The organism is Vibrio hepatarius (assembly GCF_011806575.1).
Taxonomy (GTDB): Bacteria; Pseudomonadota; Gammaproteobacteria; order Enterobacterales; family Vibrionaceae; genus Vibrio; species Vibrio hepatarius_A.
On record NZ_JAATOO010000013.1, the window covers coordinates 55,443 to 67,343 of the forward strand.

Annotated in this window: 13 protein-coding genes and 2 pseudogenes; 14 read left to right on the top strand and 1 reads right to left on the bottom strand. The window is 39.6% G+C overall.

Annotated elements, in window-relative coordinates; translation table 11 throughout:
• Positions 1–31: 31 nt before the first annotated feature.
• Positions 32–526: a hypothetical protein gene (locus HCZ42_RS12070; RefSeq protein ID WP_167420933.1), complete on the top strand. Its 495-nt coding sequence runs from the start codon at positions 32–34 to the stop codon at positions 524–526.
• 121 nt (positions 527–647) lie between these two features.
• Here HCZ42_RS12070 and HCZ42_RS12075 read toward each other — a convergent pair whose 3' ends face one another.
• Entirely contained in the window at positions 648–902 is a 255-nt protein-coding gene (locus tag HCZ42_RS12075; RefSeq protein ID WP_167420934.1) for a hypothetical protein, read from the bottom strand.
• A gap of 525 nt (positions 903–1,427) precedes the next feature.
• On the opposite strand from HCZ42_RS12075, the gene agaV reads away from it, so the two are divergent.
• The 13 genes and pseudogenes from agaV to HCZ42_RS22190 form a co-directional block, all read left to right on the top strand.
• Positions 1,428–1,898, top strand: coding sequence for a PTS N-acetylgalactosamine transporter subunit IIB (gene agaV / locus HCZ42_RS12080; protein WP_167420935.1), 471 nt, complete (start codon positions 1,428–1,430; stop codon positions 1,896–1,898).
• A gap of 12 nt (positions 1,899–1,910) precedes the next feature.
• Complete coding sequence (agaW, locus tag HCZ42_RS12085) at positions 1,911–2,687, top strand: PTS N-acetylgalactosamine transporter subunit IIC (RefSeq protein ID WP_167420936.1); 777 nt, start codon at positions 1,911–1,913, stop codon at positions 2,685–2,687.
• A 1-nt stretch (position 2,688) separates the two neighbouring features.
• A complete protein-coding gene (locus HCZ42_RS12090; RefSeq protein ID WP_167420937.1) occupies positions 2,689–3,522 on the top strand; it encodes a PTS system mannose/fructose/sorbose family transporter subunit IID in 834 nt (277 codons plus the stop codon).
• 20 nt (positions 3,523–3,542) lie between these two features.
• On the top strand, positions 3,543–4,271 hold the full coding sequence (locus HCZ42_RS12095) for a sugar isomerase domain-containing protein (RefSeq protein WP_167420938.1): 729 nt from the start codon (positions 3,543–3,545) through the stop codon (positions 4,269–4,271).
• A gap of 18 nt (positions 4,272–4,289) precedes the next feature.
• Positions 4,290–5,021, top strand: coding sequence for a sugar isomerase domain-containing protein (locus HCZ42_RS12100; RefSeq protein WP_167420939.1), 732 nt, complete (start codon positions 4,290–4,292; stop codon positions 5,019–5,021).
• A 74-nt stretch (positions 5,022–5,095) separates the two neighbouring features.
• The gene (locus HCZ42_RS12105; RefSeq protein ID WP_167420940.1) at positions 5,096–5,419 is read left to right on the top strand and encodes a hypothetical protein; all 324 of its coding nucleotides are present in this window, start codon (positions 5,096–5,098) and stop codon (positions 5,417–5,419) included.
• A 5-nt stretch (positions 5,420–5,424) separates the two neighbouring features.
• On the top strand, positions 5,425–5,865 hold the full coding sequence (locus HCZ42_RS12110; protein ID WP_167420941.1) for a PTS sugar transporter subunit IIA: 441 nt from the start codon (positions 5,425–5,427) through the stop codon (positions 5,863–5,865).
• A 9-nt stretch (positions 5,866–5,874) separates the two neighbouring features.
• A complete protein-coding gene (locus HCZ42_RS12115) occupies positions 5,875–6,159 on the top strand; it encodes a PTS sugar transporter subunit IIB (protein WP_167420942.1) in 285 nt (94 codons plus the stop codon).
• Between the two features lies 1 nt (position 6,160).
• Positions 6,161–7,447, top strand: coding sequence for a PTS ascorbate transporter subunit IIC (locus tag HCZ42_RS12120; protein ID WP_167420943.1), 1,287 nt, complete (start codon positions 6,161–6,163; stop codon positions 7,445–7,447).
• A 208-nt stretch (positions 7,448–7,655) separates the two neighbouring features.
• Positions 7,656–9,011 (top strand): hypothetical protein, encoded by a 1,356-nt coding sequence (locus HCZ42_RS12125; RefSeq protein ID WP_167420944.1) that lies wholly within the window; start codon positions 7,656–7,658, stop codon positions 9,009–9,011.
• A gap of 86 nt (positions 9,012–9,097) precedes the next feature.
• Positions 9,098–9,286, top strand: a pseudogene (nrdD, locus tag HCZ42_RS21855) (anaerobic ribonucleoside-triphosphate reductase); the annotation flags it as partial.
• A 641-nt stretch (positions 9,287–9,927) separates the two neighbouring features.
• Positions 9,928–11,625, top strand: a complete 1,698-nt coding sequence (locus tag HCZ42_RS12130) for a hypothetical protein (protein ID WP_167420945.1) — start codon at positions 9,928–9,930, stop codon at positions 11,623–11,625.
• A gap of 174 nt (positions 11,626–11,799) precedes the next feature.
• Positions 11,800–11,898: pseudogene (locus HCZ42_RS22190) on the top strand (IS5/IS1182 family transposase); the annotation flags it as partial.
• Positions 11,899–11,901: the final 3 nt, after the last annotated feature.

Sequence of the window (11,901 nt, forward strand, 5' to 3'; positions counted from 1 at the left end):
GTTCTTACACACCAACATTGAGGAATGAAAAATGAAAAATGTATTTTGTTCATTATTATTTGTTTCTTTATCTTTGCATGCGAGTCAACGGAGCGAGTTAGAACACGAAGTTGCCGAGACCCTTGGGTTTAAAGAAACAGCGAGACATTCTTTTATAAGACATAAGAAACAGATCGTAGAACTTTATTCATTGCTTGCGGAAGATTACTTTGAATCAAAGTATGACTTGGATTACCAATATGGGCAAGAAAAGTATATGGAGTCATATATGAAAGAGCTGTCGGTATTCAGTGATGATGAGCTAGATAAATATGGACAGCAAAGATATATGCAATCATATTTGAAAGGGCTGTCAGTCTACACCGATGAGGAATTAAAGAAGCTTATTGATTATTATCAGTCTGACGAAGGAAAATGGATTATCAAGAAAAGTTTAGAGTCAAACTCAATTATTGTTGATGACCTAGAAAACACCTCGGATGACTTAAATAAGATCTTTGTTGAAAGAATGCAATCCTTAGAGTAGACATTCAATCAATTATCAAATCGGTTGAAATTATTTTCAATGACTCATAAAAGTAGAATTAGGCCGACAAGATTAAGTACAATAGATAAAAATACAGATTGTACTTTTGTCTTATGTGAAGTTACTTTTTAATTTCATTCTTGATGCAATCAACAAACGGCATCGCTTCCTTTAGCTTTGATAACTTCTTATCCTTTTTACTGGTTATTCCAACAAATCTCTTAACTTCTTTACCATGTTCAAAATCGTATGTAATAACGACCTGGTAATCATGGCCATTGGGGACTAAGGAGGCACAGGAAGACAACTCACTCGAGGCATGAACCCCACCAGTAAACATTACACAAGAAGATACTAAAGCATTTACAATTTTCATATGTATACCCTTAAACGTCAATTCCAAGTCCAAGCTATCAACCTTGGTGACTTTGAAATCATATATCACACGGTATTAGACAAAATGAATTCGTGATTGTTCATCTGTTACTTGTTTTAAATATTTATAAAAATATTGCTAATTCTAATGATAAAGAATTGTGACATTTATCTAATCGTCATGTGAAGTGCTTTTCAATCATTCTTATAAAATTATCTTTCATTTTAGTCACAACGTAAAAAATAATTGTTTAATTTTAATCGAGTTTATAAGTTTCAATTAGATCTGTGAGTCTTTCGTAATCATTATATTGAAAGGTTTTGAGGTTGTATTGAATAAAATGGGGAGTATGATTTTAATCACAAACTTCTATGTTTTCAGATATTAATATCGACGATGTAGCGTTATGCAACTTACTCGATACTTATTTTCCTTGTGACTCAATTTCTATTTTTATAATATCATTAATTATTATTATACGAAATGGTTTTGGAGTAGGGGGTAATTTTTATAAAGGAATAAACAATGGCAAATATTGTTTACACTCGTATCGATGAACGAGGATTACATGGGCAAGTGGCAGTCAGTCACGCCCCCTATTCTGGGTGCAACTTAATTCTGTTTGCCAACGATACTGTCGCAAACGACTTCAATCAGCAAGTGCTGGCTAGAATGAGTGCTAGAGGATTTGATACGCGTTTTTTCTCCATTCAAAAAACGATCGATACTATGCATAAGGCGGCAGATTGGCAACGGATATTCATCCTCATACGCTCACCACAAGATGCCCTCTCTTTAGTGAAAGGGAACGTACCGATTACAAAAATTAATATCGGTAACATGCATTACAAAGTGGGTAAGGAGCAAATTCATGAAACCGTCTCCATCGACGAAGAGGACAAAAACGCATTTCGTGAGTTAATCCAACGTGGCGTTGAATGCACTATTCAACGTAACCCTTCTGACACGCCTATTAATATTAGTCAGTTTCTATAAAGGCGGTAACTTATGGACATTTTAACGGTACTTATCATCAGCTTATGGGTAGGGATTGCTGGGTTGGATTATTATGGCTCGGGGTTAATGCTTGGCCGTCCGATTATTACTGGCCCAGTGGTAGGGTTGCTTGCGGGTGACTTTGCTACAGGATTGGAGATAGGCGCAACATTAGAACTTGCTTGGCTAGGTTTGATGCCATTGGCTGGGGCTCAACCTCCCAATGTGACGATCGGCGCCGCTGTCGGCGTGGTTTTTGGCATTCAATCGAACCTGTCTTCCACCGCGGTTGTCGGTGTCGCGATACCTTTTGCCATCCTAATGCAACAACTGACCATTCTTCAATTCACGTCTTTTGCGGCTTTAATGCCGAACGTCGATAGATTTGCTGAACGGTGTCACACCCGCGGCATTGAGTGGATCAATTATTGCGGTATGGTCGCGTACTTTTCGACTTATGCGATCTGCGCTTTTATCCCGATTTTTTATGGCGATGTGGTGGCGAATGCCATCGTGGACAGTGTGCCGAAAACCATGATTGAAGGGCTTAGCCTTGCGGGGGCCATGATGCCAGCATTAGGCTTTGCCATGCTGCTCAAAATGATGCTGAAAGAAAAACGATACATGCCGTTCTTCATTATCGGCTTTGTGGCCGCTTCTTACCTTGAATTGCCAGTTATTGCGGTAGCGTTACTCGGACTATCCATTGCCGTTATTGACTACTTCAATCAAAGTGACCGCGTGACGATAGCTGGGGTCGAATCAAACCACGATCAAGATGGAATTTAGCATGAAAGAGAATCAAGCAAGTCGTGTCGATACCTATGAAGACACCAGTACCGATGCGGTACTGGACAAGAAGACAATGCGTCTGTCTTGGCTGCGCTTGCTGTGGGTGCAAGCTTCGTTCAACTATCAGCGCATGCAATCGTCTGGATTTCTGTATGCCATGATCCCGGCTCTGAAGCGGATTCATACCAACAGACGAGATCTTGCCGCGTCGCTAAAACTGCACAATGAATTTTTTAATACATCTCCATGGCTCGTCACTTTTATGGCGGGGGTCATTCTGGCTATGGAGCAAGGAAAGCAACCGCTAGAAAACATTCGTTCGTTTAAAGTCGCGGCGATGGGGCCGATCGGAGGGATCGGGGATGCAATGTGTCAACTGACCATATTGCCGATCACCGCCTCCATTGCGGCGTCGTTGGCGTTAGATAAGGTTGCGGTGGCGCCGCTTATTTTTCTTGTTCTGTTCAACATGGTGCGCTTTTCTATTTTTGTGCCGTTGTTCAACTATGGCTACCGATTGGGGTTGAGTGCGCTCGACACCTTAAAAGCGCAAACTGCGGCGTTCGGCCGAGGCGCAACTATGTTGGGATTGATGGTCGTCGGCGCGCTTTCGGCAACCTTTGTTAAGGTAAAACTGGATTGGTCGCTCAACCTCAATGGAGGCGTCCTCAATCTGCAGGAAGGCGTTCTTGACAAAATCATGCCCAACATCTTACCCCTTGTAGTGGTTATAGGCTGTTACCAGTTGATTATGCGCGGTTTCTCTCCAGTAAAAGTCATGCTGCTGATGATTGTCGGGGCTACCGCTTTGCACTATTTGGGTGTTCTTTAATGCTGATACGGAGATAGGAAATGAACAACTTCAACGAATTATGCCAGTCCATAATCCACCAAATTATGGCCAATGAAAGCCGAAACATCGAAGCCGCTGCCAGCATCATGGCAGACTCAATCAAAAGCGATGGTCTGATCCATGTTTCCGGAGGACATTGCCAGTGTTATTCCATGGAAATGTTTTATCGTGCTGGTGGCCTTGTGCCAGTGAATCCTATTTTGCCCCATCTCTTTGCCACCGCTCCTCGAACGGCGTTCGCGTCTGATCTCATTTACGAAACAGAGGGTGTTGGCGAGATGATATTCAATGACCAATCGGTCAGTAAGCACGATTGTATCGTGTTGGTCTCCGTCGCTGGGCGAACTATTCCAACCATCGACATCGCAATCGCTGCCAAACAACGCGGGCTGAAAGTTATCGCACTTCAATCGTTGGCGTTCAGTCAGCAAACACAACCTAAGCATAGCAGTGGTCAGTTTTTAAGTGACTGTGCGGATGTGTTGATCGACCTTCATGTCCCTTATGGCGATGCCTTGATCAGCGTCGAAGGGGTGGACGAAAAAATTTGCCCAGCATCATCGGTCGTTGGATTTGCGATCATTCAATCCTTAGTCACCGAAACCGTGTGCTTATTGGCTGAGCAAAATGTTGCGCCCCCTGTATGGGTCAGCTCCAACCTTGATCGGGGTGACGACATTAATCGCACCTATATTCGCTCAATGAAATCCCGTGTCAGCTGTTTATAAAGGTTTGGAGGAGACATTATGTACATTCAATACTTAACCGAGTTAGTGGGCTATCTGGTCGCTAGTCAGCGTCAATCTGAATGCATCGAAAGATGTGCGAGCGTGATGGCAGACACCATCATTAACGACGGGATGATCCATGTGACAGGATGTGGTCATTCCCAAATGTTCGCTCTCGAAATGTTCTTTAGGGCTGGTGGATTGGTGCAAGTGAATGCCATTCTTCCCCCCGTGTTGGCATTGCACCCGTACGCGCCAATGAGTACGTATGCTGAACGACAGCATGGTTTAGCTGCAATCGCTTTGGATGGTGAAAAAGAAATTTGCCCAGGAGACGTCCTTATTGTTGTTTCGACCTCTGGTAGAAACCCAGTCCCCGTCGAATTTGCGCTGGAAGGTAAAAAAAGAGGCCTAACCGTGATTGGTTTAACGTCAAAAGCCTTCAGTGACGCTGTCACATCTAGGCATTGCAGTGGGCAAAAACTGATGGACGTTTGTGATCACGTGCTCGATATGGGTGGAGTTCCTGGGGATGCCATCATTCCGGTTCCGGGTTACGATTTTCGCACGGGATCGATTTCGTCAGTGGTCGGTTTTTCGCTGCTCAATACGTTGGTGGGTGAATGTGTCGATCAAATCGTGTCGAGAGGAGGCATCCCGAAAATTTGGCGCTCGGTCAATTCTGATCACGCTAATGAACACAATCAGAAAAACATCGACAACTACAGAAGCCGGATAACCTGTCTGTAGTTTTTGTCGCGCTGATTCATCCGAATTACGCCGCTTGGTTGTGGCGTATTACTTCCCTGGTAAGGGGGCAGACAATGAAATCGAGAGATACATGCGTATTATCCATCAATGCTCTACTGGTTGGGTTTATTTTAAACGCCTGTATGGAAAAAGCCGCCACAACTGTTCATACCAAGCCCCAAAAAGGGGGGCTTTTGGTGAACAACTCTCTTGGCTTTTCATTTACGGATGAAAACGGGAAATATTGCTATCGCGATGCGATGTCCCAATACGTAAATTATGCCCCCCCAATACTTCGCATCACGCATGGTGTTTTTTCTGGTGAAAACTACTCGGATACTAATCAACGCTTTAAAGACCATTCCGCTACTAGGATAACAGGCGAGAAGAGGAGATGAATTATATGTTAGAGAATTATCTTAGTACTAGCTGCCTTAGATATATTGAATCGACTCAGAATTGGGAAGAAGCAATTAGAATAGGGTCATCGCAATTGATAGTTGAAGAGAAAATTTCTGAAAAATATGTTGATCAAATGATTGAGAACATTAAGAAGTTAGGACCTTATATTGTCATAGCTCCGAGTATAGCTCTCGCCCACTCAAGGCCTAGTGAGTATGTCTATCAAGATTGTATTTCTATCACTGTCTTTGATAAACCAGTGGTGTTTAACAATATAGAGAATGATCCTGTCCGGCTACTCTTTGTATTTGCAGCAAAAGAAAATAATAATCACATTAATCTAATAAAAGAAATCAGTTACTTGCTCGATAATTCAAATGTCTTAAGTAGACTGTTATCTGCAAAAGGTACAGATGAAATAAAGTCACTGTTAAATTTATGAGGTGTTTTTATGCATATAATTACAGTTTGTGGTATGGGGTTTGGAACAAGCTTAATGCTTCTGATGGATATTCAGGAAATAGCAAAAAAAAATGGATACTCAGTAACTGGTCAGGCGGTTGATATCGGATCAGCATCGACTATCCCTGGCGATTGCTATGTAGCCAGCCGAGAATTAGCAAAAAAAATATTAACTGAAAAATCGGTGATATCAGTGGATAATATATTAAATAAGTCTGAGATTGAAGAGAAAATAATGCCACACATTATCAATTTTTTTGAAAAGGAAAGTTAATATGGATAACATAATTAACATGACAGTAGCATTAATAAGTAATCCAGCTATTATAATCGGCTTTGTCGCCTTAATTGGTCATGTCGCTCAAAAAAGTACTATTTCTATTGCCGTACAAGGAACCATTAAAGTTATTTTGGGTTTTATCATGCTTCAACAAGGCGCAGGAGTAATCGTTAACACATTAACCCCTTTTAGTCGTATATTCGAAAAAGCCTTTAACTTAAATGGCATTATTGCTGTCGATGAGCCCATTGCCGCTAGCGTTCAATCAGTCCTAGGTTCTCAAACTACGCTAATCTTATTATTTGGCTTTTTACTCAATCTTGTTATTGCACGCTGCTCTCGATTCAAATACATATTTTTAACTGGGCATATGATGTTTCTGTTTGCTGCAACTATGGCCATTTTGTTTTCGCAAATGAACCTATCTTTCTGGGAAATAGTATTTTGGGGGGCATTATGTCAAGGTATATCTCAAGTGGCATTCCCTGCTTTTGCTCAACCATTTGTCCGAAAAATCACAGGGAGTGACAATGTTGCATTTGGTTTCTTTGGTAGTTCAGCAATTTGGTTCTCTAGTTATATTGGTAAGTTCTTCGGAGATAAGAATTACAGTACGGAAGACATCAAAGTACCTCAACACTTTGACTTTATAAAAGATATGGCAATACTAATGAGTATTACGATGTTTATAGTCTTTTTAGTTACGGGTTTGTTCGTTGATAGTGAAGAACTAAATAGTATTATAAAAAAAGGACTGTTTGAATTTGCACTGTTCAATTCATTGACCCTCGTTGTAGGTATTCTTATCCTTCTCCAGGGTGTTCGAATGTTTTTAGCTGAGATTGTACCAGCGTTCAAAGGCATATCTGGCTGGATAGTACCTAATTCAATTCCAGCCCTTGACGTTCCAATCTTTTTTGCATTCGCTCCGGTTGCCGTTACGTTTGGTTTCATTTCTGCTTTGGCTGGAAGTCTTTTGGTTACTTTTATGGGGGGGATCCTTCCTGTTGTCGTACTCCCTTCCGTCATTGGTCTCTTTTTTATGGGTGGGGCTGCCGGTGTATTTGGAAATGCTAGCGGGGGAGTTCGTGGTGCGATCGCCTCTGGATTCATACTAGGGTTTATTTTCAATCTCGTTATCGCATTGGCTTATCCATTAATTGACTTAAGTCAATACGGTATTGCCGGATTATGGTTCGCATGTACGGATACAATCATTGTCGTGGCATTAATTAAATTAGTCACCGTTATTGGAGGGGCTCTCCTTGATTTGTTTATTTAACGATCCTGGTAAAGCTCGTAGCCTGTGCTGTAGGGAATATTATTCAATCATTAAATAATGCGGATGTATAGCGTTATTTAATGATACATCTAATCAATATGAAATAAAAAGTACTGGAGAATTTTGGTTACCTAATATATGGCCCCTCTAGTTACTTTTACTTTCAACTGAATTGAAGATTATAGAATAGCAGTAAATGGAGTAGATCATGGATAAAGTCAAAACCTTGGTATTTTACGTCATTACAAGCAGTATTATTAGCGCATGTGGTCACGATTCTGACAACAACAAAATTGATGATAAATGGGTGTTAGTTGCAAGTGAAAGCTTCGATAACGAATTTACAACAGACAATGATGACTGGATTTTAGACACGGGAGGTAAAAATAGTCCTTGGTATATTGATGAGTTAGATGATTTTGGTGAAGTTTGGCACAAAATTAGCGACCCTCAATTTTCAAAAAATCTAGCGACCTTGAATATCTTTCGAAAACGAATTGAATTTGGAGATAGCGGGTGGCTGACTGCAGAAATCGCCGCACAAGACAAAGACGCTGATGGTATACCAGATTCAAATCCCAAGGCTTTTACTGTTGATGTGAATGGAGAAAAAGCTCTTAAACTTGACGAACCAAGTTGGGATTCTGGTATTTTAATTAGACCAACAAAACCATTACCTTCACGCTACCGCGTTGAAATGACCTTACGGAAGATAGACTTTGGAGGTAAAAGAGGTGGAAGCTTTAAGTATGACGGGAAATTTAACGGTTATACTGACCCAGACAACTGTAAAACCAATTTTCCTTGGACATGGTCTGGATCATTAGAAAGAGAAAAACGCTGTGAATATACACCTGTTAAACAGGAAAATGGCTTTTACTATTTAACTATCCTTGATCATGCTAATCCTTCACCACAAGATAACGTTGGAATTCATACGCGTCGTAAAGTGATTATAGATGGTTACTTTTCAAATGCTTCTTGGTCTCAAAATCAAGCAGTTTGCAATCCAAAAACCGGGGAATTATATGGGATGGACAAATCAACCTTTAATACTGTCAATGCCATTTTCCCGACTGACTACAAGAATGATGGTTTTTTCTTTCGAACAGAATGCGGAGATTTTGATATAAAAGGCGGCCCATATGGAGAAGATAAACAATATGAAGGCGTTGTGAGTAGTGCTGAACTGCAACCTGAACTTCTTCCGAAAGAAAGCTACACTTTTGCTGTAGAACGAGATGAAAAAGGATATACAATCGAGATTGAGGGACCATTCCTTCATTCTGGATATAAAAAAATGCGATTCAGTCATGAATTTGTAGAAGGAAAACGTGCCATTTGGCACTACAACCAGACCGCTTCAGAATACGATGGAAAGTTTGATAGGCCCTATAAATTTGTCGGATATAGCGGGTCTTATCTGATGGAAAGCATTTGGCCTGCGGGTTCATCCTATCCTGATTCCTTCATCATAGGTGATCCTCACGTTAACTATTATGAAGGAAGTGCAATCATAGATAACATAAAACTCTATGTGCCTCGGGAAGAGCTCTCAAGCTAAGTCACTTGAACTAAGAATAAGCTATTTATTTAATTAGTGGATTGCCATGTAAGAAGCTTCCTAAGATCAAGTGTGAAGTGCAATATCTAGAAATCATCCAGCACGTGCGAAGTACGATAGAACAGTGGAAAAAAACTGGCTACGCTTTCAGTTTATAGGGTACTCCGGGTGAAAACTTGTGGAACTGACTCTGCCATGTTGATGTTAAGCCATTTGGTGTGGTGGAAGGGGTAACCGATAAAGGTTATTACACCAATAGATTCCATTTAGATGTATAGAAGAAAGTAAATCTATACGACAATACTACCGAAGATTAGAGAAAGTTAACTTGAGTTTAGTCGGGTGAGGCTTACGCCATGACAAAGTGCTAAACAAGATCACAGATCTAGGTATGCTTGAAACGATAGTGATCGCCTGACAATTAGTCATGTTTTACTTGAACTCGAACTAGGAAATAAAGCCTACTTGCAACAACGCATAAAAACGTTTGCGTTATGCTGTTTGCTATGACTTTGAGTATGTTGATGCCATCTTTATGACAGTTTTATTGCGCAGTCGCGGGAATAACATGAATCAAAAAACTATAGAGAAAACACGGAAACAACAAAAGGGGTAGATCTCTACATTTTAAATGGTCTGGTATTTATGTATCTATTTTCGGATCCAATCTTTATAACGCGATTATGAATAGTAGGTTCTAAAAAATTGGTGATGGTGCCATTTCTCATATAATCCTGAGTCATCTCAAATAACTCAACGTCAAGTGATCGACCGCACATGCTGATGAGATTGACGTGACTCATCAGCGTAAACCATACCAACGAAGGGAACCAAAAAAACCTACAAAGTATCTTTTTGATGCAACTCTCGCGATTGTCACACTCTAAACTAAGCATAACCGAGGGAGGTTATACACATGAAGTTAAGTAAAGTAATCACTATTGTATTATTAAGCTTCATTTCTATTGGAGTAGTATATGGAGTTAGTGCTAATGACTCGAGCTCTGCGAAGATTGGGAACCAATATTATATAGATAATTTTAATGGAAATGATAGCAATAATGGTAATTCTCAGGAAAAAGCATGGAAAACAATGTCACGTATTGAAGAGGAAGTATTTCAACCTGGAGATGAAATTCTATTTAAGCGTGGTGGTGTTTGGACAGGATCGTTAAATCCTAAAGGGAGTGGTTCATCAAAGAGATCTATTATAATCAGTGCTTATGGCAATGGAAATCGTCCAATTATTAATGGTAATGGTGTTGAGAATGTAATTAAATTAAAAAATCAACAGTATTGGGAGATTTCAAATCTAGAAATAACCAACTTTGTAAATGGCGAAATACCAGCGGAAGCACGCCGAGGTATCCATATTGTTAATGAAAATTACGGAGGCGAGAATCTTTCTGAATCAAATATTAGTACGATTACTGAACTTAAAGGTTTCTATATTCATGATATGTATATACATGATGTTTTAGGACAAGATAGAAAAGACACCTATGGTAGTTCAGGTATTCAATTTACTGTGCATATTCCAAAAAATAAGTCTATAAATCAACGAACAACATTTAATGGAATTAAAATAGAAAACAATATACTTAAAAACGTTCAACGATCAGGGATTATACTTATAAGTGACTGGTCGAGTCGAGACTTAGTAGAAGATATAGATAATAATAAATCAATAAGGCCATGGACTCCAATACTTAATGTTCATATTCGTGGAAATAAACTCTATAATATGGGGGGGGACGGCATTGTACCACACATGACCGATGGTGCAATTATTGAATATAACTTTATTAATGGCTATAACACGATGTCTACAGGGGCTAATGCTGGAATGTGGGTATATAATGGTGATAATGCTTTATTTCAATATAACGAAGTAACTGGTGGGAAATCTACTCGTGATGGGATGCCATGGGATTTTGATCATGGTTCTCAAGGAGTTACATACCAGTTTAATTATTCGTATAATAACGAAGGTGGGACGCTTTTATTATGCGCTGATGTTGTAGGCAAAGGTGTCCGTAACGGAATTTTTCGTTATAACCTAAGCTATAATGATTCACACCAAACATTCACCGTCTGCAAGGGAGATAACGTATCAAATATTAACATTTATAATAATATATTCTATTTAGGTAAAAATATGAATACCAATCCATCTGTAGAACAAGGTGGAAAAGCTAGGGTTAATATTTTTAACAATATATTTGTAAATAATGGGAGAGGGAAATATGAAGGTAAAAGCTCATTTAACTATTCAAATAATGTATATTCAGGTGCAAATATAAAAGGGTTAAATACTATCAATGAACCTCATAAAATAATAGCGGAACCAATGTTTAAGGACAAATCACATCCAGATGTGTTATTCCCAGGTACTGTATTAAATAAGGATATATTAACACGTGATGTTACAGATTGGTCTGCATTAAATGGGTTTATGTTGAGTGAGAATTCACCAGCCATCAATAGCGGGCGGTTTGTTACTTTAGATACAGATAACTATCCGAATAAACATGATATTTTTGGGAACCTCCTCTACAATGGAATGCCAGATGTTGGAATTCACGAATATATCGACAACAATACGACTCCGTAGTCCGATTTATTGGGAGTTCTTCCAGTCATAAAAAGTTTAATAAGAACTCGCCTCATTTATTGAAGTGAGTTTTTATTCCAAACGGTAAATCATAGGGGATTTGTTTCTTAAACCTTGGAACTAAATTATCAACCTACAATTTGATTAGCTAAGTTCATTCAAATACTTAGACCAATATCCAAGCCTAGCCACCAAACAACTAACTGGAAACAGTACAACAAAGCTCTAATCAATCTCGGGCCACTCACTTTCTGGATTGATGAAGAGGCCATAAAC

Bases quoted from the DNA above. Each gene is read 5' to 3' on its own strand.
- HCZ42_RS12120 (WP_167420943.1), top strand. From the start codon at position 6,161: ATGGATAACATAATTAACATGACAGTAGCATTAATAAGTAATCCAGCT.
- HCZ42_RS12105 (WP_167420940.1), top strand. From the start codon at position 5,096: ATGAAATCGAGAGATACATGCGTATTATCCATCAATGCTCTACTGGTT.
- HCZ42_RS12100 (WP_167420939.1), top strand. From the start codon at position 4,290: ATGTACATTCAATACTTAACCGAGTTAGTGGGCTATCTGGTCGCTAGT.
- HCZ42_RS12110 (WP_167420941.1), top strand. From the start codon at position 5,425: ATGTTAGAGAATTATCTTAGTACTAGCTGCCTTAGATATATTGAATCG.
- HCZ42_RS12075 (WP_167420934.1), bottom strand. From the start codon at position 902: ATGAAAATTGTAAATGCTTTAGTATCTTCTTGTGTAATGTTTACTGGT.
- HCZ42_RS12090 (WP_167420937.1), top strand. From the start codon at position 2,689: ATGAAAGAGAATCAAGCAAGTCGTGTCGATACCTATGAAGACACCAGT.
- HCZ42_RS12115 (WP_167420942.1), top strand. From the start codon at position 5,875: ATGCATATAATTACAGTTTGTGGTATGGGGTTTGGAACAAGCTTAATG.
- HCZ42_RS12130 (WP_167420945.1), top strand. From the start codon at position 9,928: ATGAAGTTAAGTAAAGTAATCACTATTGTATTATTAAGCTTCATTTCT.
- HCZ42_RS12070 (WP_167420933.1), top strand. From the start codon at position 32: ATGAAAAATGTATTTTGTTCATTATTATTTGTTTCTTTATCTTTGCAT.
- HCZ42_RS12095 (WP_167420938.1), top strand. From the start codon at position 3,543: ATGAACAACTTCAACGAATTATGCCAGTCCATAATCCACCAAATTATG.
- agaV (WP_167420935.1), top strand. From the start codon at position 1,428: ATGGCAAATATTGTTTACACTCGTATCGATGAACGAGGATTACATGGG.
- HCZ42_RS12125 (WP_167420944.1), top strand. From the start codon at position 7,656: ATGGATAAAGTCAAAACCTTGGTATTTTACGTCATTACAAGCAGTATT.
- agaW (WP_167420936.1), top strand. From the start codon at position 1,911: ATGGACATTTTAACGGTACTTATCATCAGCTTATGGGTAGGGATTGCT.